The organism is Neobacillus sp. (assembly GCF_031988165.1).
Taxonomy (GTDB): Bacteria; Bacillota; Bacilli; order Bacillales; family Cytobacillaceae; genus Neobacillus; species Neobacillus rhizosphaerae.
Genome location: NZ_DALZYO010000042.1, coordinates 1 through 23,869, shown reverse-complemented (window position 1 = coordinate 23,869; position 23,869 = coordinate 1). Strand labels below are relative to the sequence as shown.

The 23,869-nt window shown below is 37.3% G+C and carries 26 protein-coding genes; 5 read left to right on the top strand and 21 right to left on the bottom strand.

What is annotated here, in order from left to right; genetic code table 11:
* Positions 1–15: 15 nt before the first annotated feature.
* The 7 genes from RTR43_RS21050 to RTR43_RS21020 form a co-directional block, all read right to left on the bottom strand.
* Positions 16–1,524, bottom strand: a complete 1,509-nt coding sequence (locus tag RTR43_RS21050) for an aminotransferase class V-fold PLP-dependent enzyme (RefSeq protein ID WP_312474848.1) — start codon at positions 1,522–1,524, stop codon at positions 16–18.
* A gap of 186 nt (positions 1,525–1,710) precedes the next feature.
* Positions 1,711–2,046, bottom strand: a complete 336-nt coding sequence (locus RTR43_RS21045) for a hypothetical protein (RefSeq protein ID WP_396954607.1) — start codon at positions 2,044–2,046, stop codon at positions 1,711–1,713.
* 162 nt (positions 2,047–2,208) lie between these two features.
* Positions 2,209–2,949 carry a polysaccharide deacetylase family protein gene (locus RTR43_RS21040; RefSeq protein ID WP_312474844.1) on the bottom strand — a complete coding sequence of 247 codons (741 nt, stop codon included), beginning with the start codon at positions 2,947–2,949 and terminating at the stop codon, positions 2,209–2,211.
* Positions 2,950–3,041: 92 nt separating this feature from the next.
* Entirely contained in the window at positions 3,042–3,704 is a 663-nt protein-coding gene (locus RTR43_RS21035) for a DUF2306 domain-containing protein (protein WP_312474842.1), read from the bottom strand.
* Between the two features lie 16 nt (positions 3,705–3,720).
* Positions 3,721–4,227, bottom strand: a complete 507-nt coding sequence (locus tag RTR43_RS21030) for a GNAT family N-acetyltransferase (RefSeq protein ID WP_312474840.1) — start codon at positions 4,225–4,227, stop codon at positions 3,721–3,723.
* Positions 4,228–4,298: 71 nt separating this feature from the next.
* Complete coding sequence (locus RTR43_RS21025) at positions 4,299–4,898, bottom strand: TetR/AcrR family transcriptional regulator (RefSeq protein WP_312474838.1); 600 nt, start codon at positions 4,896–4,898, stop codon at positions 4,299–4,301.
* Positions 4,899–4,931: 33 nt separating this feature from the next.
* Positions 4,932–5,576, bottom strand: coding sequence for a VC0807 family protein (locus tag RTR43_RS21020; RefSeq protein ID WP_312474834.1), 645 nt, complete (start codon positions 5,574–5,576; stop codon positions 4,932–4,934).
* 257 nt (positions 5,577–5,833) lie between these two features.
* On the opposite strand from RTR43_RS21020, the gene RTR43_RS21015 reads away from it, so the two are divergent.
* Both RTR43_RS21015 and RTR43_RS21010 read left to right on the top strand, forming a co-directional pair.
* Positions 5,834–6,706 carry a MerR family transcriptional regulator gene (locus tag RTR43_RS21015; RefSeq protein ID WP_312474831.1) on the top strand — a complete coding sequence of 291 codons (873 nt, stop codon included), beginning with the start codon at positions 5,834–5,836 and terminating at the stop codon, positions 6,704–6,706.
* A gap of 109 nt (positions 6,707–6,815) precedes the next feature.
* Positions 6,816–7,337, top strand: coding sequence for a MerR family transcriptional regulator (locus RTR43_RS21010; RefSeq protein ID WP_312474827.1), 522 nt, complete (start codon positions 6,816–6,818; stop codon positions 7,335–7,337).
* A gap of 86 nt (positions 7,338–7,423) precedes the next feature.
* On the opposite strand, the gene RTR43_RS21005 is transcribed toward RTR43_RS21010, so the two are convergent.
* Entirely contained in the window at positions 7,424–7,888 is a 465-nt protein-coding gene (locus RTR43_RS21005) for a GreA/GreB family elongation factor (RefSeq protein ID WP_312474824.1), read from the bottom strand.
* A gap of 508 nt (positions 7,889–8,396) precedes the next feature.
* Here RTR43_RS21005 and RTR43_RS21000 point away from each other — a divergent pair.
* Positions 8,397–9,353, top strand: a complete 957-nt coding sequence (locus tag RTR43_RS21000; RefSeq protein ID WP_312474912.1) for an NAD(P)H-dependent flavin oxidoreductase — start codon at positions 8,397–8,399, stop codon at positions 9,351–9,353.
* A gap of 98 nt (positions 9,354–9,451) precedes the next feature.
* On the opposite strand, the gene RTR43_RS20995 is transcribed toward RTR43_RS21000, so the two are convergent.
* The 4 genes from RTR43_RS20995 to RTR43_RS20980 all read right to left on the bottom strand — a co-directional run bounded on the left by RTR43_RS20995 (position 9,452) and on the right by RTR43_RS20980 (position 12,813).
* On the bottom strand, positions 9,452–10,129 hold the full coding sequence (locus tag RTR43_RS20995) for a M50 family metallopeptidase (RefSeq protein WP_312474821.1): 678 nt from the start codon (positions 10,127–10,129) through the stop codon (positions 9,452–9,454).
* A 139-nt stretch (positions 10,130–10,268) separates the two neighbouring features.
* Positions 10,269–10,679: a hypothetical protein gene (locus RTR43_RS20990; RefSeq protein ID WP_248734593.1), complete on the bottom strand. Its 411-nt coding sequence runs from the start codon at positions 10,677–10,679 to the stop codon at positions 10,269–10,271.
* A gap of 75 nt (positions 10,680–10,754) precedes the next feature.
* Positions 10,755–12,140: a sensor histidine kinase gene (locus RTR43_RS20985; protein WP_312474817.1), complete on the bottom strand. Its 1,386-nt coding sequence runs from the start codon at positions 12,138–12,140 to the stop codon at positions 10,755–10,757.
* A gap of 1 nt (position 12,141) precedes the next feature.
* Positions 12,142–12,813 (bottom strand): response regulator transcription factor, encoded by a 672-nt coding sequence (locus RTR43_RS20980; RefSeq protein ID WP_312474814.1) that lies wholly within the window; start codon positions 12,811–12,813, stop codon positions 12,142–12,144.
* A 164-nt stretch (positions 12,814–12,977) separates the two neighbouring features.
* Between RTR43_RS20980 and RTR43_RS20975 the strand changes: the two genes are divergently transcribed.
* Both RTR43_RS20975 and RTR43_RS20970 read left to right on the top strand, forming a co-directional pair.
* A complete protein-coding gene (locus tag RTR43_RS20975) occupies positions 12,978–13,544 on the top strand; it encodes a DUF2238 domain-containing protein (protein WP_312474809.1) in 567 nt (188 codons plus the stop codon).
* Between the two features lie 14 nt (positions 13,545–13,558).
* On the top strand, positions 13,559–14,146 hold the full coding sequence (locus RTR43_RS20970; RefSeq protein ID WP_312474804.1) for a DUF2238 domain-containing protein: 588 nt from the start codon (positions 13,559–13,561) through the stop codon (positions 14,144–14,146).
* Positions 14,147–14,197: 51 nt separating this feature from the next.
* Here the strand turns inward: RTR43_RS20970 and RTR43_RS20965 are convergent, their stop codons facing one another.
* The 9 genes from RTR43_RS20965 to RTR43_RS20925 form a co-directional block, all read right to left on the bottom strand.
* Positions 14,198–15,562, bottom strand: a complete 1,365-nt coding sequence (locus tag RTR43_RS20965) for an aspartate kinase (RefSeq protein ID WP_312474802.1) — start codon at positions 15,560–15,562, stop codon at positions 14,198–14,200.
* Positions 15,563–15,767: 205 nt separating this feature from the next.
* Complete coding sequence (locus RTR43_RS20960) at positions 15,768–16,382, bottom strand: NUDIX hydrolase (RefSeq protein WP_312474800.1); 615 nt, start codon at positions 16,380–16,382, stop codon at positions 15,768–15,770.
* Positions 16,383–16,494: 112 nt separating this feature from the next.
* Entirely contained in the window at positions 16,495–17,658 is a 1,164-nt protein-coding gene (locus RTR43_RS20955) for a homogentisate 1,2-dioxygenase (RefSeq protein ID WP_312474908.1), read from the bottom strand.
* Positions 17,658–18,590, bottom strand: coding sequence for a fumarylacetoacetate hydrolase family protein (locus RTR43_RS20950; protein ID WP_312474798.1), 933 nt, complete (start codon positions 18,588–18,590; stop codon positions 17,658–17,660). Before RTR43_RS20950 ends, RTR43_RS20955 begins: the two co-directional genes overlap by 1 nt.
* A gap of 4 nt (positions 18,591–18,594) precedes the next feature.
* Complete coding sequence (locus tag RTR43_RS20945; RefSeq protein WP_312474795.1) at positions 18,595–19,215, bottom strand: flavin reductase family protein; 621 nt, start codon at positions 19,213–19,215, stop codon at positions 18,595–18,597.
* 102 nt (positions 19,216–19,317) lie between these two features.
* On the bottom strand, positions 19,318–20,433 hold the full coding sequence (gene hppD / locus RTR43_RS20940) for a 4-hydroxyphenylpyruvate dioxygenase (protein ID WP_312474793.1): 1,116 nt from the start codon (positions 20,431–20,433) through the stop codon (positions 19,318–19,320).
* A gap of 251 nt (positions 20,434–20,684) precedes the next feature.
* Complete coding sequence (locus RTR43_RS20935) at positions 20,685–21,479, bottom strand: ABC transporter ATP-binding protein (RefSeq protein ID WP_312474790.1); 795 nt, start codon at positions 21,477–21,479, stop codon at positions 20,685–20,687.
* A complete protein-coding gene (locus RTR43_RS20930; RefSeq protein ID WP_312474787.1) occupies positions 21,454–22,485 on the bottom strand; it encodes an ABC transporter permease in 1,032 nt (343 codons plus the stop codon). Before RTR43_RS20930 ends, RTR43_RS20935 begins: the two co-directional genes overlap by 26 nt.
* A gap of 125 nt (positions 22,486–22,610) precedes the next feature.
* On the bottom strand, positions 22,611–23,609 hold the full coding sequence (locus RTR43_RS20925) for an ABC transporter substrate-binding protein (protein ID WP_312474783.1): 999 nt from the start codon (positions 23,607–23,609) through the stop codon (positions 22,611–22,613).
* Between the last annotated feature and the right edge of the window lie 260 nt (positions 23,610–23,869).

Sequence of the window (23,869 nt, the reverse complement as noted above, 5' to 3'; positions counted from 1 at the left end):
CTGACCAATTCTACTTCACCATTCAAAACGGAAAAGTGGTGCCATATCTTCTCTTATATGGTCAATATAAAAATAATCATTACTTGCTGTGTCGTAAATATAATCTTTTTTCCAGTTGTCAATGTTCAAAATAATATCCTTCATCGCTTTAACGAAATAGAGGATTTCCTCATTTGTCATGATTGGATGTAATGAGAACCGTACCCATCCTGGTTTATCCGACATATCTCCAGCATCAATTTTCTCGGTAATCTGCTTAGAGGCCTCCTTATTAATATGAAATAGATAATGTCCATAGGTTCCGGCACAAGAACAACCGCCCCTCACTTGAATACCAAATCGATCATTGAGCAACCGAACAATTAAATTGTAATGAATATTATCGACATAAAACGATACAATTCCTAAACGGTTCCCTTCAATGTGACCATCTAAAATATGAAGCTCTGTGATTGCTTTTAATTCCGTTAATACTATTTTCAATTGTTCTTTTTCTCTCTTTATAATATTTTCAACACCCATTTGGTTTTTCAAATTCAAGCAGAGGGCTGTTCGAATAGCTTGTAATATCCCTGGTGTCCCACCATCTTCCCGTAGCTCAATGTCGGTATAATATTGATGTTCCCCCCATGGATTCGTCCATGTCACTGTCCCTCCACCTGGGTGGTCAGGCACCCTATTTGCATATAATCTTGAATCAAAGACTAATACTCCACTCGTTCCTGGTCCCCCTAAAAACTTGTGTGGTGAGAAAAAGACAGCATCAAGCTTTTCCAGAGGGTCTTTTGGATGCATATTAATTTTCACATATGGTGCCGCTGCTGCGAAATCAACAAAGCAAACACCTCCATGTTGATGCATAATTTTTGCTAAATGATGATATCTAGTTAGTATGCCGGTTACATTAGAACAGGCTGTAAACGATCCGATTTTTAACGCCCTGCCTTTATATTGTTGCAAAAGCTGTTCCAAGTGATTTTCATCAATACCGCCATTATTATCGGGTCTAATAATTATGACATCAGCCAGTGACTCAAGCCATGATGTTTGATTGGAATGATGTTCCATATGCGTTAAGAAAATAACTGGCCTCTCACTTTCGGAAAGTTTTAGCCGCCCTTTCCATTTTTCATGTACCCTAATTCCTAACATCCTTTGAAATTTATTGATAACAGACGTCATTCCAAAGCCATCTAGGATGACAGCATCATGATTATCGGCGTTTACATGTTCCTTTATTATTTTCTTTGATTGCTTATATATCCCTGTCATCATTAAACTAGTAATATTTGATTCGGTATGTGTATTGGCCATATACGGACCAAACACCTCAGAAATTTTTTGTTCAATGGGTCGATAAAGTCGCCCGCTGGCAGTCCAGTCTGCATAAATAATTTTCTTTTTACCATAGGGGGATTCGAATTCCTGATTCATCCCAATCACTTGTGTTCGGAACGGTTGAAAAAATAGTTCGAGGTTATCAGGGATTCGATAGGTACTACTTCCAATCTTTGCCGTGATCATTTGGTTCACCCCTTACAATACACTCCTGCTGCAATCAATATATGCATCGCACTTTTGTAGTGGTTACCGCTTTACAACAAATAGAAAAACAAAAAGGAGGCATTCTTATATAAAGAATAGCCTCACTTCCTTTACTTTAAAATATGAATGTAAATGTCATTACATAAAGGCCTATTAAACTTCTCCCTAATAAGTGGTAATCTTTGCAGACTCTTTTCTGCTTACTTCATCAATTTTCTGAATAAACATTTGAAAAACTCGTTTTTTTTCCTCTAGATCTTTTATGTATTCTTTCAACTGGTTGTAACTTTCTTCAAAAGGTTTATGATACATCTCTCGAATTTTTTCGATGATTTCATCATTTACCGTGGATTGAATAACTTGTTTGGTAATCCCATATTTATAGGAATAAACCTTTAATTCCTGTGCGACTTCTTCATATTCCTTGCCAATTTCAGCAAGTACTAATGATATATCATCCTTCCACTCATCCAGCGATTTCTGTAAATAGGATTTTACCATGGTTTCTTCCAAAAAAAACCTCACCCCTATCGAGAATTTAGTATTGTTATCATTATTATAACGGTGTTTTTTTACATAGACGTTTCGTTGAGATTACATTGATTTGTCAATTAGTCAGTGATTTTTTTTCATCAAAAAAACGATTACCCGTTAAAGTAATCGTTAATCATTATTTACCTCCACTGCTTTGGCAAAGTCTGTTAGAGTTGTGGAGTACTTAATATACGTTCTCGGTAACAAATAAAGTTCATTCTTTATTCCTGATTCAGAAAATGGCCCAGGTGTTGTTGAAAGTCCAAACAGATAATCATTTTTCGTATCAACTATTACCTGATCATTATAACTGCCATATGGATAAGAGAGTGCCATTACCGGTTTTCCCGTTATTTTTTCTATCTTTTCTTTGGATACTTTAAGTTCATAGTCGAGATTAGCAACTTTTTGTAAATCCGGATGTGTGGCAGTATGTGATTGGACAGAAATAACACCTGATTCAGCGAGCATTTTTAGGTCAGATTTGGTTAATCGATTGGGACGCTCGATAAAGTCAGAAATGACAAAAAAGGTTCCTGATGGCATAAAATGATCCGTTTTCAGCTTTTGAAAAATAGTAAAGGCTGTTAGATTATTTTTGTAGCCATCATCGAAAGTAATAAAAATGGGTTTATTTATCCTTTTTCTTTCTTGCCAGCGCTCGAAGGTTAATAATGTAAAACCATGGTCTCGTAAAAAAGCCATTTGTTTTTCAAAATTTTCAGGAGTGACATATAGTTCCTTTGATCCATGCCCTTTATATTCGTCAATCGAGTGATAAAGTAAGATCGGAACTTTTTGGGCTACTGATACAATTTCAGGAAGTCCTAAAAAGTGAAGACAAAGGAATAGAAGCAATAGCCTTTTCATACCGTTCCTCGCTTTTGTTAATCGCATGTATTTACAACTTATTCTTCCTGAATTTAAGTCATCTATAACTTTTTTTAGTAATAAAATGTGATTTAAATAACCGGATTTGTTGATGTGATGTTTCGCCCTGTCGTAAGTTGCTTGTTTTTCTGCTTCCGCCATTCTACAAATAAAAGGTTCATTAAAATGCTAAGGTACACGGCAAGAGGAAATGAAAAGGAACTATCTAAAAATAAGGATAAGGGAATGACGACAATCCGAAACGTGACGAAAACCCAGGTAATCGCATAACTGCGAACAATCCACTCTTTATGTGCCGTTATTTTCCGCTGGGTTGCCCTAATCACACCTATTGAAGTGGTCCAGAGCCAAAAGATATTAAGAACAAGAAAAGCAATGGTTGAACCGATCCCGCCAGTTGCTGAAAGTGTAAGGTATGGTACCATTAAAATATTGATAAAAATAGCCACAGCATATATCTTTCCTAGCATTTTATGAAGCTTTGGGTTCTTTTGGCTTTTCTTCGTCAATTGAAACGGACCGATGGCAAGCGAGATGGTTCCCAATAGAATATGCGGGTAGAAAAACCATTTCCATGTCGTCACAGAGAAATTAGGATTCTGCATTTTCCCTTTTACGATAGGTGCCCACTCAACACCATTCAGAAGAAACATAACAAAAATATAGATTGTAAATAAAGCAATAATGAAATACATCGACCCTACCATAAACTTTCCTTTTTTCTCGTTTTTCATTTTCTCAAACTCCCTGCTATTTTTTTTCATAACATTTATATGGTGCTTTTCTGAATGGAAAGCTGATCATTCCTACTTCTTGATATCCAGCCCGTTCGTACATCTTTAACGCCCCTTGATTTAAACTGAATACATCAAGACGAATACTAGTGTATCCATTCCTAACAGCATAATCTTCTGCAAATTGGAGCAGTTGTTTTCCATATCCCATCCCCTGGTACTGTGGATGTACTCCTAAGCGATGAATGACTAACGGTCTGCCTTTGCAATCCTCCCATTTAAGATCCTGATACTTTTTGCTTTCGTTTGTATCAAGGACAACTGCCCCTGCGACTTCATTGCCTACCATAAATCCAAAAAGATTCCCATTATTTATATCTGCCTTAATGATAAATCTATTGGGGTAAAACCGATCCCATTGCTTCACTCCTTTTTTTCTTAAATCAGAAGTAATCTCAGCATATAATTGATTTACTGCCCTTAATTCCTCGCGCCCAATGGATAGAATCTCCATGAATTTCATCTCTCGCCTTCATTCAAACCGACTGGCGGTTTGTTTATGATTATTAAAACCCCACAATTAGGGTTAAATTATTATATTAATGTCTTAATAATCATTTTAAATATATCATTCGATTCTATTTTATCTTCTTCCGTAGTGGTTAGTATTTGCGTAACCCGTAAACCATACGAAAATGTCATCATCAAAGTTGCCATTTTTTCAGCGTCAATATTCTCAGGAATCACCCCATTTGCCTGCCCCATTTTGATCCATTGAGTACCAGTTTCCTTGCTGTACCTAAATATATCATTGAGGATTTTCTTGACCTTCTCATTATCCTGACTCAACAAATAAATAAAAATTAAATTGCCGATATCATTGGTATTTTGCCGTGAATGAAAAAATTGGCTGACAACGCCGAAATGTCCTTGATTGAGGCTTTCATCTTTAATGGAACGAGTAATTGTCATATGAAACTTTTCATTCATTTCTTCTATCTTTGATTTTAGAATTAATCCAAATAATTCATCCTTACTGTCAACATAATGATAAATTGCCCCTTTTGATAATCCTGATCTTTCAATAATGTCTTTTAATGTTGTATTTCGACAGCCCTTTTCGAGAATGATAGCCTCCGTTATGGTTAGGATGTGTTGAAAGCTCGGATTATTGTAAATACTTGAATTAGTCATCTCGTTACCTTCCTTACTTTATCTGCTATTTTATTATTGTATATTGATTAGGTTATCTAAGCGTACTTTTGCATATCTGCGATATACGATTGTAAATAAAATGGCTGCGCCAATCACACCATAAAAAATAAGTTGTGAAATAGCTAAAAAAGCGGGAATCGATAGTTCATAAACTAGAATGATTTTTAAAATGGCTTCTCCCAATAAAGCGATTCCCCAGATGGCTGTCATTATCCTTAATACATTACGGAAATATGGCAGCTCCCAATTCTTTGCGAATTGCCCTTTCTTTTCAGACTCTCCCTCCGCACTAAATCTGATCGCGAAATGATAAATCAACGGTTTAGAAAAGAACAGCGATGCGATAAAAAGTAAGCCTAATAATCCTGTGACCATAGATTCCCGTAATAAAATGAGCCTCTCGTTACCACCCAGCACAAATGCAAGTAAACTTAGCACAAACCCCGTTAACATTAACAGGCCAAATGCATCTGCTTTTTTATATTTCACAAGGTGATACAGATTATCCCCCAATGGGATTAACGTCGCGATTAACAATGAAACAAAACTTGAGTAATAGTTTATAAGCAGATTATAAACTACTACAGGAATGACACCATTAATAACAATACTTATAACAATCATTTGAATCAATTTCTTTTTTGACGAAACTTTCATGTTTTATACACCCCTTTTTAATCTCCATATATTACAAACTATATATTACAAACCGGCGGTCGGTTTGTCAATTGTTTTTTTACTTTTTTCATTTTATGGAAATGATTGCTCATTATGCAGGATTATGTTGTTATTTCGTGATATCAGTCTTGTTTTGATAGCTTTTGTCATGAGGCAGGAAAATAAGATACTGGATGGTGAATATTTATCATAAAGATGATTTTTTCCAAGATTCAATGGAGAGGAAGGATTTTTTGATGAAGGCTTACACCTTAAAAGAAGTATCTAGAAAAATAAATATCGCCCCCGGAACGTTACGACAATGGGAAAAAGATTATCATGAAATCTTGGAGATTCCTCGGTCAAAGCAAGGTGCAAGATTTTATACAGAATTGGAGATTGAGCAATTATTAATACTTAAGCAAATGTCCAGGAAAAAGTTAAGTAAGGATTTGATTCGCCAAGTAATACAAAAAGAACTTAAACCGGATACCTGTGAAAATATCACCAAAACACACGAAATTTCTCTTGAAGTTATCTCTGAAACAGTACCAACAGCAATTGAAGCAAATCCACTAATAAATGCTGATCAATTTTTTGAGGCGATGGAAAAATATAAGAAAAATTTTTTAAATGAGATAAAGGATGAGATTCGCAGTGTCGTTCACAAAGATGTGTTAGACGAAGTAAAAAAAGAAATTTCAAAAGGTACCTTTTATACAGTAAAATCTCTATCCGATTCTTTATACAAATCCTCTGCCAATACAAAGGATGAAATTGAGAAGCTATCATTGTCACTCGAAAAATCTTCTGAGATGAATGCTGCCTCATTACAGTATCTTTCCAACAACATTGCTACAGTTTCCCTTGAGACGTCAGAGGAGATTTATACCCTCTCAAAGCAGTTATCTGAAACATCTGAAGAAATATCACATTATCTGGATACCACTAACGATGAAATTTCTAGTTTAACAGAGGCTATTTCAATAGACCGTAAATTCTTCGAAGAAGAACGTAGGGAATACCGTCATGACATTAGCCAAAGAGAATTGGCTTTTCAACAATTGTTAACCAGTTTTAGGGATGTTGCAGTGGCTAAAGAAAGGAAATGGTGGAGATTCTGGTCCTAATATGGAAGTGACATGGTTACTAAAAGTTCTTTATTAAGGTCTTAATTCAAAATGATTTCTTAGCTGATTGACACTCGAGATTGTGTAATTTAACAAGGGGGGTTCGAACATGAATACAAGTGATGTGGCAAAATTATTAGGGGTGTCCACTAGTTCAATTCAGCGCTGGGTTAAGCAGCTCGGGCTGCCAATGGAAAAAAATGAACGGGGGCATTATCATTTTACTAGCGAAGATATTGAGTTATTAAAAAAAATCCATGAACAACTTCAAAACGGAACACTCATTCATGATATTAGCCCGCTGAGGGAGAAAAAAAGTCCACGAAAAGGGGTAGTTAAAGCAGTCGAAAATGATGTTGCACTCGAAAAATTGTTTTCGAAGGTAAGCAAATTAGAAATAAGTTTAAATACTAAAGCAGACTCAGTTGTTTCCTACCAACTCCTGCAGCACCGTCGGGAAATAGAAGATTTACAGAATCATGTAAATCAATTATCTCAACAGCTTGAACTACTTCAAAACCAAGTAAAAGAAATGATGAGCCCTACTCAAATAGACAAACCACTCGTATTGGATCATGGCAAAGTAAAAAGAAAAAAGAAAAATATCGTAAGTTCAATATTTGGATTTTGATTTAAATTTTCCATACAAATAACATGACCGAGCAGTACAACAAAATCGGTCATGTTATTTATTAAATGGTCTTCCTACAGCCCCAATTAAGCTTTTTTATAACTCTCTTGTGCTTCAAACAAATTCCCTACAACCGAAATATCCTTAATCGTTACTTGAAGTTCACCTGTTGGAATCTTCAACGATAATTGTTCACCAAGTTGTTTTAACAACAGTTGTCTACCAACGGGTGATAAAAAGGAGATAAACCCCTTATCAGGATTTGACTGGTCAGGAAAACAGATAACATAATCTTCCGTGTCATGGTCCACATCGTAAAGTACAGTCACTTTTGTCCCAATATAGACTTTAGGAATTACCGATATAAAGGCGTTTTTACGATTATGTTCTAATAAATCTTCAACCTCTAATACATACAAACTAAAAAAATGCTTGATTCTTTCCTGGACTGGTGTTGATGAAAGATAAAGATTTGTTAATTCCTGAATATTCTCCTCAATATCCACTAACTGTTGACTGAAAAAACCCTTGGATTGGCTACTACGGTTCATAATAAATTGCCTCCATGCTAGGATCAAACTTCCTGCAGAATTTCATAAATTGTTTCATTTCAAACTCCTCCTAAATAAAAAAATGAACTTTCCTATCGTATAGAAAATTTCTTAGGTCTACGCTATTTAAATGGGGTTAATCCGTAGTACCCCAATACGAAAATGGAAATTTTTACTCTTCCTTCAAACAATAGGAAACCTTGGTACAATATTACCATACCCATACAGAAAAGTCGCCAAAATGGGTTGTCGAAAGATTTGAATAAGGGGATAACCGAATTTATTGATTGTAATTAAATCAAACCAAACTCTTTGATTACTTATTAATTACTCCAATCAAATAACTGGTTATTCCCTCCAAGAATTGATAATTTTACAACCTACTTTTATGACCAGGTGATAGAAATCACATACAAATGAAAAGCAAAGTGATACCATTCATGTGAAGACATTTTAATCGAAACGAGGTAATGAATTGAACTTTCCACAACTTAAAATAGAACATATTATGCCTAGGGTACCTATAATGCAAGGTGGAATGGGGGTTGGGATATCTCTAAGCAAGCTTGCATCAGCTGTCGCAAATGCTGGTGGGATTGGGATAATTTCTGGAACAGGTATTACTGTAAATGAGATGCGTTCACATATTAGACGAGCGAAGGAACTAGTCAAGGATGCCGGATACATTGGGGTAAATGTATTATTTGCCATGAATGATTTTGCTGAAAAAATGAAAGCAGCACTTGAAGAAAAAGTTGATTTTATTATTTCAGGTGCTGGCATCTCTAGGGATATGTATTCATGGGGGAAAAAAGCAGGAATCCCGGTAATTTCCATTGTCTCTTCTGCTAAATTAGCTAGGATTTCCGAACGCTTAGGTGCTGCAGCCATAGTCGTTGAAGGCTTTGAAGCTGGCGGCCACCTTGGTACCGATCGGCCAATGTTTGATATTCTTCCGGAAGTAGTGGATGCCGTTTCTATTCCGGTAATTGCAGCAGGAGGAATTATGACTGGTGGGGATATCGCTAAAGCACTCGCAATGGGAGCAGCAGGCGTGCAAATAGGAACTCGTTTTGTTGCAAGCGAGGAATGTGATGCACCTCTTCTGTTTAAACAGAAATATGTCGAAGCAAGAAAAGAAGATATGGTTTTGGTTAAGACAACTGTCGGCCTGCAGGGCAGAGCCATCAAAAATAATTTCACCAAATTAATAAGTGGACCAGATAAGATTAAAATTGCAAAATGCCAAGATTGCTTGAAAAATTGTTCTTATCGCTTTTGTACACTTGATTCTCTGCTTACTTCTGTTAATGGAGATGTAGAAAATGGGCTAGTCTTTGCCGGTGCAAGAGTAGATGAAATCAAAGAAATCCTTCCTGTCCAAAAAATTATTGACAATCTCACAGCGGAATATGTTGAAACATTAAGGGAAAAGTTCCATAACCCTACTATTTCTCCATCGTAAACTAAGAGCCAACTGCACGAAAGATTCAGTTGGCTCTTTTTATTTATATTAGCAACAGCCCATCCCTGAACTACTAATAAAACACCTATCGTTTATTTCTAAAGTTTATAATATCCTCTTTTTAGCCCATAATAACTGAACCAAAGGGCTTGAAGAAAGAAGAAAAACCCCCAGACAGGAGCAGGAAGAATAACTGTTAGCCTGGCAAGGTTAGCTGCATCCCCTGCTTCATACGGCTGAAAAAGACTTATATATAGAATTTCATAGGCACTTTGAACCGAGTCAACCAGTAGAATTGATGCAATAAGTAATAAGAGATAATCTCTTAAATTTTGACTACCTTTAATGAGTAATATGAGGAAGGCAATAGCAAATGAACAAAGCCAAAAGATTCCATAAGGATTCCGAACCCAAAAGATAAGGTTTAAGAACATGAACCCTAGCAGGATATCAATTAAAATTATCTGCTTTTTCTTGCCAATTAATAAGTATGATAGAAACGCCATAAATGAGGCAAAGGTATATCCGGCAAGACTTGTAAAGAAACTGCCAGCCCAGGTAGATTGATTACTATATGTTGCCCCTTCAGAATTCATAAATAAGGAAATCCTTTCAACATTTCCGCCAAGCAGCGCAATCAAACCATGACCAGATTCATGAATAAGTGTATTTATTACCTTTGCGTAATTTCCAACAATCGGTACATGAATCAACAAAAAAGCTAGCATGAGGAAAAGGAAAAACTTCGCACTTAATTTGTCTCGAACAAAGCTCAAGATTGATTCTCCTCTTTATTAAAATTTACTTTATTCCCTCATTTTAACATTTTTGCTGTATTCATAGTAATTTAATCCTCATAATTTTTGAAAATTATAGAGCAAGTTATGAGTCAGATTGTTAGCTTCATTCTTAAAATTATTTTTCTGTATTCCTTGGTTCCTGTTTATTGCTTTGTGTAAATGTCAATAGGCAAAAGAATACAAAACTTAGAAGTAAAATAGCTCCTCCTCCAATATAGAAAGCAGTCTCCACTGCAGCAGGAAGAAATCCCGGACGGAAATTATACAATGCCATACCGCCAGTCAAGCCTATTGATCCAATGATAGCTGAATAGACATGGAGCATGGCCAAAATGCGATTTTTCGGTTGAAATACTCGATAATAAACCGCCCATGAAAATAAGCTTAGCCAGCCAACCACTAATATATGGGCATGAATAGGGCGAAATGCATAAGAGCCTGAACCTGCCATATGTCCCCCAAGTACGGCTCCAATTAAACCGAAAACTGCGGAAACTTTTAATAATAGATTACTATACTTAGTCATATAAAAAATTCACCTTCCTTTTTTCAGTTAATAAATAGAATACTTTATGAATATGAACAGAAGATGAACAGCACTTTACATTTTGGGAAGAACCACTTTAAAGACAGATCCTGTACCCTTTTGACTTTCTAATTCGATTTTTCCATGATGCAAATCGATGATTGTTTTTACAATGGATAAACCAAGACCTGTTCCTTCAATTGTGCGCTCTCTTGAGGTATCTGCCCGGTAAAAACGGTCATAAATTCTTGTAATTTCTATTTCATCTAAGCCAGCACCTGTATCTTTAAAAACCACTTCAATATGTGTTTCTGATTCAGATAATTCAATATCAATCGAACCGTTTTCCTGGTTATACTTTATCGCATTTGTCAAAAGATTTTCCCAAACAGAATATAACAATGAGGAATCACCTTTAACTGATACTTCTGGTAGCATGAAACTAATCATGATTCCTTTTTCCATAATACTCCATTGGTATTGGTGAACAACACTCTTTAATTGACCTGTTATATGAACTAAGCTTACATCCATTAAATCCTTCTTACTTTCAATTGAAGAAAGAAGCAAAAGCTGTTTTGTCATTTTTGACAGACGGTTAACTTCATCCTGGACAATGCGAACGTACTTTTGCTTTTCAATTTCACTTTTATCGTTACTTTCAAGTAAGTTTAGATAGCCTTTTATATTCGTTAGTGGAGATTGAATATCGTGGGAAATATTAGAAATCAATTCTTTCCTTAGTGTATCTACTTTGGCTAACTTTTCTGACATTCTTGTAAAATTGACAGCTAAATTCCCTAGTTCATCCTTCCGGTCAATATCCAGCCTAATGGAAAAATTACCCTCCGAAATTTCTTTTGTCGCTTTATTTAGCTTTCTAATCGGTTGGACTAAATATTTAGTACTAATCAGAACGAATAAAATGCTTAATAAAATCGAAATGACTAGTAACCAGCCAAAAAGAATATGCATCTCATTGAACATTAGTTTAATATCTGGTCTAATAAACAAGGCATATTTTTCATTTTGGTATTCAAGGGGTACACCGACAGAATTTTTTGATTCATTGGCAAAAAAACCAGTTACAAATGTTTTGTGAGGGAATTCACGTATCCCGTGATAGGCCTCCCCTTGAATGACTTTTCTAGAAATTGCTTTGGGTAAATTGGTAACTCTAAAAGGTGATCCAAAATATACCCTGTCACCTTCCTGATTGACCAACAGAATTTGGTAACCAATCGCCCCAATATGGTCAAAATAATCATTTAGACTAATCAATGGGTGGTTGCTTGCAAAGTCAGCAATCTCTATGGCAAAATTCATGACTTTCTCGTCATTTTGCTGTTTCAATTTACCTTGGTAATAGGCATTGGATAGAAAAAAGGAAATTATTCCGCTTACAATCATAATCATGATCGTAATAAAGGCAAATTTACTATATAAGGATTTCATGAGCATATTATAAAACCTCCAAGGAATAGCCTACCCCTCTAATTGTCTTAATGGTAAAATCCTCAGCAATATCTGTAAACCGCTCACGCAATCGTTTGATATGTACATCAACGGTTCTTTCATCCCCCTCAAAATCCAGGCCCCAAATTTTTTCTATAAGGTGACTGCGGCTAAAAACTTGATTGGGATGTGCAGCCAAAAAGGTCAACAGCTCAAATTCTTTTAATGGAAGCATAAAGGTTTTATTATTAATTTTCACTTCATAGCTTTTTTTATTTATATATAACGAACCTATATTAATATTGGCTTCACTTGCTTTACCATACCTTCTCAACAAGGCATTGATCCTAAAAATTAATTCCTTTGGTTCAAAGGGCTTAATTAAATAATCGTCTGTACCTGATTCAAAGCCTTTTTCCTTATCCTCAATCTGGCTTTTAGCCGTTAATAAAATAACCGGTATATCATACATTTTTCTAATGTTATATGTTAAAAGATACCCGTCCATCACTGGCATCATCACATCCACTATCGCTAAATCAATTAACTCCTTCTCTACAATTTTTAAAGCAGTCGCACCATTTTCTGCTACGATTATTTTAAAACCCTCTTTGGTTAAAATACCTTTCACAAGGTTGCGGATATATTGATCATCATCGACAATTAAAATCGTTTTCATTTTCACACCTGCTTATTTATTCAATTTTATTTACTTATTTCATTGTACTTAAAGCCATTTCATTTGGAAAGAACGAACGTTTTTTTCGCAATAGAAATTAATTGACTTTATTTTATGAACATTGGACATAATTGTAAGGACTCCTTTTTAAGTGAGGTGAGGGAATGAAACGGGCAATCATTATAATATTAAGTATATTATTCATCATCTTTATGGCCATATTATGTATCTATTACCTCATGAAAGGTGATTCCTCACGGTGGCCGGTTGCACTCGGGGGAATTTTCGCAAGTGCCCTACCGCTTTCCCTATTACTTTTGAAAAAGAATCCCTTTAACATTCCGATTATTTGTACTTATTATATATTTTTATTTTGTTCGTTGTATTTAGGCTCCATTGCAAGCTTTTATCTCCATCTCAAATGGTGGGATTCCACCCTTCATTTTTTCAAGGGGATATTCATTGGTTTGGTTGGAATCGTGTTATATAAACGATTGATTCCTAGAAATGTACGAAAGGATGTTTCACATTGGATGCTTTTTCTTTTCATACTTTCTCTTTCAGTCTTAGCCAGTGTACTTTGGGAAATTTATGAATTTGTCGGAGATTTGACGGTTACCCACACGATGCAAAGAGGCGGTAATAAAGATACGATGTATGACCTGCTTTGTGGTTTGGCTGGTGGTCTTATTGCAGCGTTATATTCTTTTGTTCGAAAACAAAAGCTTTAGTTAGGGGTGAATGGATGAACCGAAAACTCGTTATCATACTTAGTGCGTTATATGTTATCTTTATGGCCATCTTAATGGTCTATTATCGCCAAAATGGCGAATCATTTAAATCAACTGTAGCTATTGGCGGTGTTGTCTGCGGTGCAATCCCGCTTCTATTGGCACTATTTACTAAGCTGCAATTTAATTTACCAATTGTCATTTCTTATTTAATTTTTCTAATCGGTTCACAGTATCTGGGCTCTATCCTAGGTTGGTATCGACTAGGATGGTGGGACACTTTTATGCATTTGGTTAGCGGAGCCATCCTTGCATTCACCGGAATTGCGTTATATGAGAGGATGATACACAGAAATGCAGGTGATGAGATTTCCCCCTGGTTTGTCTTTTGGTTTACCTTATCGTTTGCAGCATTAGGCGGTGTTTTATGGGAAATCTATGAATTTAGCTGCGACCAGTTTTTTGGCATGACCTTGCAAGGTGGCGGAAACAAAGATACAATGACTGATTTAGTTGCCGACACAGTTGGCGGTCTCTTCATTGCTGTTTGGTCTGGTGTTAGAACTAAGAAAAAGATAAAGAAAGAATATCCACAGATGTAATTCAAAAAAAGCAGTCTAAACGCAAATTTAGAACTGCTTTTTCAATCACGCTTACACCGTTACAACCGGAAAAAAAAACTCCTCATACAGCGCCTGAACCGCTTTTTTTTCGTCAACTTCCTTTACCCCAAACATCATGCTGACCTCAGAAGATCCCTGGTTTATCATTTCGATATTGACAATCGCCCTTGACAAGGCTTTAGACGCTCTTGCCATCGTACCGACATTATGGCGCATGCCTTCGCCAACAACCATGATGAGGGCTAGACCATGTTCGAATTTCACTTCATCCGCATGCAATTCTAACTTTATGCGTCTGGTGATTTTCCCCTCCATTTCCTTATCAAACTGATTTTCTCTTAAAATAATTGAAATGTCATCAATCCCAGAAGGCGTGTGTTCATAAGATAATCCAAACTCTTCTAAAATGCTTAATAGTTTGCGACCAAATCCTATCTCTCTGTTCATTAAGTATTTGCTCACATAAATACTGCAAAACCCTTGGGCGCTTGCAATACCAATAACAGGACCATTTGTATTATCCCGTTCATTAACAATTCTCGTCCCCGCTGCTGAAGGATTGTTCGTATTCTTGATTTGAACGGGAATTCCTGCCCGAAAAGCCGGCACAAGCGCTTCGTCGTGTAACACAGTAAATCCTGCATAAGAAAGCTCACGCATTTCTCGGTATGTTATTTCCTTAATTTCCTTTGGTTTCTTGACAATAAAGGGATTAACAGAATAAACGGCATCCACATCAGTAAAGTTTTCATATAAATCTGCTTTAACTCCATTGGCAAGGATGGAACCAGTTATGTCTGAGCCGCTACGTGAAAAAGTGAATACTTCTCCTTCTTTGCTATAACCAAAAAATCCCGGAAAGATTAATAATCCATCCCTTTCTCGCAATGAATACAAACGTTCATATGATTCAGGTAATACCTGGGCGTTTCCCGGCTCATCACTCACTACAAGTCCAGCCACTCTCGGATCAACATAATAGGCCTCTACCCCCTTCTCTTGGAAGAATGCAGCAACCAATTTTGCATGATTGTCCTCCCCACTTGCCTTCACCCTATCGATAAACCTTTCTGGCTTACTTCTGTCTCCATTAAGCCTTTCCTCTAGATCAGCTTGTATTTCGGTAATAATCTCAGAAGAAAGATTAAGTTCCTCGGCTATTGTCGCATACCTTTGGATTACCGCTGCTAGCATTTCCAATGGATTCTGCTTCAGCAAGCAACGCTCTGCACATTCAATTAATAAATCGGTGACCTTTTGATCTCCGGCAAATCTTTTCCCTGGAGCTGATACGACGACTATTTTACGCTCGGAATCAGAAGTTACAATCTGGAAAACCTTCTCGATTTGTTTTCCAGAAGCTAAAGAGGATCCGCCAAACTTTACTACCTTCATGTAAAACATCTCCTAATTCCAAAAATATAATCTTAATTTTATCTGAATTCGGAAAATATTCAAGAGTTTTTTCCTCCACACGCGCACATTTGTCTTTTTACCAAGGACGAATATAAAAAAAGACATCAAAAGAAGTAAATTTCCATTAAGAAATTCACTTCTTTTCCTCTTAAATATATGTTTTACTATTTCCTTTGGAAATTGACTAACGGATTAATTCAATAAAATGAGCAAGAATCCTTGCAGTCAAACCCCAAATTACTTTATCCTCAAACATATAGAAATACTCTTCCATCCCTCTTGTCCGCCAATTGTAGTTTTCTCCACCAACGATTAAATCAAATGGAAAATTTTCCTCTGGCTCTACTTTAAATTCGATATGATATATTTCAGGTTCCTTTTCAATGAAAAAAGTTATTGGAACTGTGAAAATTTCCCCGACCTCTGCAGGATTCGGTTGGATAGTTTCTAAACTACTAATAATTCCGACATAAGGATAGACCATCATTCCAAAAGGAGAAACCATAAAATCAAGCGGATAAACTCCTGTGATTTTTTCCACGCTAATCCCTAATTCCTCACTTGTTTCACGAATTGCCGCAGACTTTTCATCTATGTCTAAAGCATCCATTCTTCCCCCTGGAAAACAAATTTCACCTGGCTGTCTCCTTAAGTTCAGTGATCGAACTTCGAATAACACATGAACCCCGTCTTCTTTTTGAATAAGAGGTAACATAACAGCATATTTTGAAAACTTCTCACTACCTAGTATTTTAGTGGTATGACTTTTTAATTTTGCTTGTATTATTTCCAACTCCATGATTTCACCTCTATTCATTTTCAAGGTTCTTACTATCTACAATAACATTTTTATTAATGGATTGAAAAAAAACAACCCAACTTCGATCAAGTTGGATTGTTCCTGGGAATTCTTATTCTTTTTTTTCAAACCAAGAATACATATAGGCAGGATCTTCAATTTCCTGTGCTGTTTTTACAATTCTCAAAGGATGGAAGGTATCTATCATAACGGCCAATTCCAATGTTTCTTTCTTCCCTATACTTGCTTCAGTTTTGCCAGGATGAGGACCATGTGGGATCCCACCTGGATGAAGCGTAATTGACCCCTCTTGAACCCCTTTACGACTCATGAAATTTCCTTCTACATAATAAAGAAGTTCATCACTGTTAACATTGCTATGATAATACGGTGCAGGAATCGATTCTGGATGGTAATCATACAATCTTGGTACAAAGGAACACACGACAAAATTGTTTCCTTCAAAGGTTTGATGGACAGGAGGAGGCTGATGGACCCTTCCAGTGATTGGTTCAAAATCCTCGATATTAAAGGCCCAAGGATATAAGTACCCATCCCACCCTACCACATCAAATGGGTGATGCCCTAGAATATGAGAGGAGACCGTGCCCCTCGCTTTCGTCAACACCTCATATTCACCTTTTTCGTCAATCGTCAATAATGCTTCCGGCCCACGAATATCACGTTCACAAAATGGGCTGTTCTCTAGCAGCTGACCATATTCGTTACGGTAGCGCCTTGGTGTGGTAATTTGACTAAAAGCTTCTACAAAAAGCATTTTGGTTATCTCGTTAGCATCAGGTATTAATCGAAACATCGTCCCAATCGGTATGATAAGATAATCACCAGGACGATAGGAAATCCTCCCGAACATCGTTTCTAGTTTCCCAGAGCCGAAGTGGATATAGAACATTTCATCACCATCGCCATTCCGATAAAAGCTTTGCATTGGCTCAGTGACATTTGCTGTTCCAATTAACAAATCTTGATTTCCTAAAATATAATCTCTTGCTTTTAAGGCATCACCTTTTTTTGTTGTCTTACTTGTAAAAAAGTGACGATGATTGAGAGCCTTTTGTTCTTCATACTCTGGCAAGTAATTACCAAGCAATTCAGATTTTACTATTTCAGTAGGCATAGAGTGGTGATATAAAATCGATTGGGTTCCTGAAAAACCCCGCGTTCCCATAACCTGCTCTCGATAAAGACTTCCATCCACTTTTTTAAACATCGTATGACGTTTATGTGGGACTGTTCCCATTTTACGGTAATACATCATTTCACCTCTATCCCATCAATAATTGAATTGTGTAATACACCGAGATGCTCAATTTCCAACTCAACATGATCACCTGGTAATAACCAGCGGTGTACATCAAGGCCAAGCTCGAGAATACATCCTGTCCCGACTGTCCCAGAACCAATAATCTCTCCAGGATAGAGGGTAACATCTGAAGATGCCCGTTCAATCATTTCCCCAAAGGAATAAAAAAGATCCTTCATATTTCCTGCCGAAAGTAATTGACCGTTTACACGTGCTTTCATTGTGAGATTGAAGCCCTTTCCTGATTTCAAAGGCTCCAGCTCATCTTTGGTAACAATCCATGGACCAATAGAGGTTGAAAAGTCCTTGCCCTTCGCCGGACCAAGACCCACCTTCATTTCCTTCCGCTGTAGGTCTCGCGCACTCCAATCATTCAAAATACAATAGCCAAAAATATACTCATCTGCTGCTTTGGCTGGTATATTTCTTCCTTCTTTGCCAATAATACAAGCAATTTCGAGTTCATAATCAAGCCAGTCAGCTCCAAGAGGCTTCGCAATTTCATCTCCAGGTCCCTTTATGGCAAGATGATTGGAAAAATAAAATACTGGTATTTCATACCATTCAGGAACCATTTCAAGACCACGGTTCTCCCTTGCCGTTTTCACATGCTGCTCAAAGGCATAAAAGTCACGAAAGCTTTTTGGCCTTGGAAGAGGTGCCAATAATCGGATTTCACTCAAAGGGTAAATTCCTTTTTGCTTGTTTATTAAAGACAATAATGCTGCTTTTTTTAAATTTGCTTCACTGTTTTCAAGGAAAACTACAAGATTATCAGGTAACTCCCCACCAGTCACTTCATACATATCAACTGCATGCTCTTGGTCCAACAGAAAACCGGCCCTAATTGTCCCATCTTTTTTTTCAAAGGTTACAAATTTCATCTGGTCACCATTTTTCCTTTTTTCGAATCAGTTCAAACGTTTTTGCTAATGGGTCAGTGAAAACATTCCCCGCCATTCTTCCTACCGGCTTTAATTTTGCTGTTTCTATTCGTCCTTTATTTAAAAGCTCACCGTTTACATGGATGTGAACCACCTTGCCAATTACTAGACTGCCTGCTCCAGGCTTATCGCCAAAATGAAGCACCTGATAGAGCTCACATTCTAAATGAATATGTGATTCCTTAATCCGGGGTACAGCCACCTTCATACTGGGTTCCTTGGTAAAACCTACTTCTTCTATTTCATCGATGTCAGCAGCAAATTCAATCGCACAGTCATTCATTTGCTCAGCCATTCCTTCACTGACAATATTAATAACAAATTGGTCTGTCTTTTCAATATTGACTAGTGTATCTTTTTTAGCACCATCCGTTCCCCGTCTCATTGGTGAAAAACAAATGAGCATCGGGTCCGCACCTATCGCAGTAAAGAAACTAAATGGCGCAGCATTAGCAATTCCATTCTCATCCATTGTTGACACGAAGGCAATCGGACGGGGCAAAATCGATCCAACTAAAAGTTTGTATGCTTCTCTCCATTCAAGTTTTTCCGGTGAGATTTCCATTCCTTCACCACTCTTTCAGTTTGAAAAAAGGGAGATATCATTCTCCCTTAATCCCACCTAATGATAGATTTACCCTTTAAATATAGCTTCTTTGTTTAGTTATTAAAGATTTCCTCGTTTTTCCTGTTCCCGCTCAATTGACTCAAACAATGCCTTAAAGTTTCCTTCACCAAAACCACGAGCCCCTTTTCGTTGAATGATTTCAACAAATAAAGTGGGACGATCAACGATTGGCTTTGTGAAAATTTGCAGTAAATAACCCTCATCATCACGGTCAACCAAGATATTTAGTTCGCGAAGCTTTTCAATTTCTTCATCAATTTTTCCAATCCGCTCACCTAAAGAGTCATAATAGGTTCCAGGTGTCTTGAGGAATTCCACCCCGTTCTTTTTCAATGTGGTTACCGTAGACACAATATCTTCTGTCAAAATCGCTAAATGCTGAACACCCGGTCCATTATAGAATTCTAGATATTCCTGGATTTGCGATTTGCGTTTCCCCTCTGCTGGTTCATTAATTGGGAACTTGATGCGTCCGCCGTTGTGCATGACTTTTGACATCAAAGCCGAATATTCTGTCGTAATATCTTTGTCAGAGAAATGCTTCATTTCCTTAAAGCCCATGACCTTTGCGTAATATTCCACCCACTCTTCCATACGCTCGACATTTCCGACCACATGGTCAACCCCAATTAAACCGGCATCCTCAATTGGTAAATAGACAGTGTAGGGCTCATACCCAGGTAAAAACTCCCCTTGATAATTTTTTCGCTCGATTAATGAATGAATCGTGTCCCCATATGTACCGAGAACAGCCTTTTTTACGATTCCCTTTTCATCCCTCATTTCAAAAGGGGCTACATGGACGATTGCTCCCCTACCAACAGCCTCTCCAAATGCTTTGTCCACATCATCGACCAACAACGCTACGTCCTTTACACCATCACCATGTTTCTTCACAAACTGGGCAACTCTGCTTCCTTCGGTATAGGAACCTGTAATGACAAGACGAATATTCCGCTGCTTGAGTACATAAGAGACCGTTTCGCGATTCCCTGTTTCAAGACCAGAATAAGCAACTGGTTTAAACCCAAAGGCTGTGCAAAAATAATGACAAGCTTGCTTGGCATTGCCTGAATAAATCTCAATATAATCTACATCTCTAACAGGGAAAAAATCATCTGCAAGCTGATCAGCTCTTACTCGTTTTTCAATCATTTAAAAGCCTCCATTCACAATGAAATATAACAATATTCTGAATTGATTTTAAACGAAGGCCTCTTGTCCTATCAAGAGTAGGAGGTAAAGCAATAACGCTTTTAGGTACTAAAGAAATACTCTCCCATCATAGTATTTTATATGGTAAACATAAAAAGAAACATGCCTTGTAAAAGGATGTTTCCAATGTGAGTATATAAAATATGTTGTTACAAAAATATTCCAATCATTATGGCGCATTAAAAACTTTTTCAAGTAAGCATCGCCCGATCATTAGCCATTTGAATACCACGGATTCGTTTAAATTCTTCTAATAAACGTTCAATCGTAAGCTGCTGCTTATTTTCCTCATCGACTTCTAAAATGATTTGACCTTTATCCATCATAATTAATCGATTACCTAGGTCAATGGCTTGCTGCATATTATGGGTAACCATTAATGTTGTAAGGTTGTATCTATTTACAATTTCCTTCGTTAAGTTCGTTATCAACTCAGCCCTTGAGGGATCTAGTGCAGCTGTATGTTCATCAAGCAGTAGAATGGAAGGTTCCGTGAATGTGGCCATTAATAAGGAAAGGGCTTGACGTTCCCCGCCGGATAACAAGCCGACCTTTGCACGAAGCCGGTTTTCGAGGCCGAGGTGCAAGGATTCAAGTACCTCTCGAAAATAATCGCGTCTTTTTTTCGTAACACCCCTACGTAGGGTTCTCGTTTTATTCCTTGAATAGGCCATCGCAAGATTTTCTTCAATCGTCATACTTGGGGCTGTTCCGGCCATTGGGTCCTGGAAGACGCGGCCTATCATTTTTGATCGGCTAAATTCAAGAGAATTGGTTACATTTACTCCTCCAATATGAACTTCTCCTAAATCTGGAATCAAAACTCCCGCAATGATATTCATTAATGTCGATTTACCAGCCCCGTTACTACCAATAATCGTGACGAAATCTCCACGCTTAAGGGATAGATTCACATGATCTATGGCGATTTTTTCATCAGGTGTTCCTTCATTAAAAATCTTATGAATCTGATTTAAGTGCAGCATGATTGTCCCCCTTTGCGGTGGCGGAAGCTTGGATGGCGGGTAGCTTTTCTACTTTTCTCCGTGCTTTTCGCTTGTTCTCTTTTGATCGATCGATTATTTTCGGTGTTGTCAGTGCAATAATGACAATAATAGCCGTAATCAACTTCATATCGCCTGGTTCTAAGAAGTCAATCCTTAAGGCCATTGAAACGACAATTCGATAAATAATTGAGCCGCCAATTATAGCAAGGGTTGTTCTTGCGATAGTTTTTGTTCCAAAAAGGGCCTCCCCAATGATGACCGAAGCTAAGCCAATAATGATCATCCCGATTCCCATACCAACGTCAGCGAATCCGCCCTGCTGGGCAATGAGTGCACCAGAGAAAGCTACCAAGGCATTGGAAAGCCCAAGTCCGAGAATGACAAGTAGGTTGGTATTTGCCGAAAGGCTGCGAATCATTCGCTTATTGTCTCCTGTCGCTCTGATGGCTAAACCAATTTCGGTTTGTAGAAACAGATCGGTTAAGAACTTGATGAGGAAGGTAACAACAATCATAAAAATGAGTATTCCCCATGTTTCCGGAAGATTATCACCAAGACCAACCGTTGAAAGCATGCTATTGAAAAATGAATCAATTCCTGTTTTTTCAAAAAAGTCACTAATGTTTGTAAATGCTGTTTCCGTATTTAATAGAGGAATATTTGAACGGCCCATGATCCTTAAATTTATAGAATAGAGTGCTATCATCATTAAGATTCCGGAGAGCAAGTTATTAATTTTTCCAAACGTATGAAGCAGCCCTGTTAAGCATCCTGCGGCAAAACCGGCAAATAAGGCCAAGATTGTTGCCAAAAATGGGTTTACTCCCGCCGATATCATTATCGCCGAAATGGCTGCCCCTGTTACAAAACTCCCATCTACCGTTAAATCTGGGAAATCCAGAATACGAAAGGAAAGATAGACTCCTAGCGCCATAATTGCATAGATGATTCCTGCTTCAAATGATCCAAATATGGCTGTAAACATTGAGATCATCCTTTCTTTAAGCCTTTAGTTCAAGTCCGAAATGCAATCAGCTCATATTGCATTCTTATGTAAGAATCAAGGAGTTAACCCATGGAAGGGTCTCCTCCTCGAAAAATTAGCATGAATTATTTTCCTTCATAAAACTCGCCAAGCTTACTCCATTCCTCTTTCACCGTTAAGCCTTGTGCTTTGGCAGCAGCTTTATTTATGACTAGTTTTAAACTGCTTGGGAGTTCAACTGGAATTTCCGATGCTTTCTTCTTCCCAGTTAAAATGTCCGCAGCCATTAATCCAGATTGATAACCGAGGTCAAAATAGCTAAACCCACTTGCTGCTACAGCACCTTTTTTCATGGAATCAAGCTCGCCTACAAATAAGGGAATTTTTTTGCTGTTTGCAACGGCAATAACGGAATCAAGCGCAGTGACAACCGTATTATCAGTTGGAATGTAGATAGCATCAACACGTCCGACTAATGATTCAGCAGCCTGCTTCACTTCTGATGTATTGGCAATAGAAACTTCTACAAGTTTGGCCCCTTTCTCTTCCGCTAGTTTTTTTACTTCTTTTACTTGGACTTCAGAATTCTGTTCCCCAGAATTATAGATAACACCTATATTTTTTGCTTTTATTTCATCCGTAATAAAGTTAATGGTTTTTTTGGTTGCTTCTGGATGGTTGTCAGTTGTTCCGGTAATATTTTCCCCAGGTTTATCAAAAGCCTTTACCAATCCAGCACCGACTGGATCTGTCACCGATGTAAAGATAATTGGAATTTTCTTTGTAGCTTTTAAGCTAGCTACCGCACTTGGTGTGGCATTGGCAAAAATCAAGTCTACTTTGTCGCCAACAAAATTCTTGGCAATTACTTGTGGGTTATTCGGGTCTGCTTGTGCATTTTTATCATCATACTTTACCTTGATGCCTTTGTCTGCTAAAGCCTTTTTAAAGCCCTCTGTAGCGGCATCTAAGGATGGATGCGGGGCAAACTGGGAGATTCCGACTTTGAATTCTTTATCCGTTCCTCCCTTTTCTGAACCACCTGATGTTTCTTTACTTCCACATCCAGCAAGCAGCAACATTCCTGCCAAAGCTACTGAAAGTGCTTGGAGCCTTCTCTTCATAATAATTTCCCCCTTAACATTTTTAATAACTTTAAATTTTCCAAAAATTAAATATATTAGAAGTTATTCTAGTATTTTTATGCATTAAAAGCAATAGAAATTGCAAAAATATTTTTTCGCTTTAAAGCGACATAATATTTGATAATCACCCCATCTCGGTTGTCCCCCCCTTCTTTTTTAGAAAAGCGCAAGGCGCCCGCCTATCGGCGCCTGGAGCTGGACATTTCTCGAAGTCCAATGTTATAAATTCTTATATTATA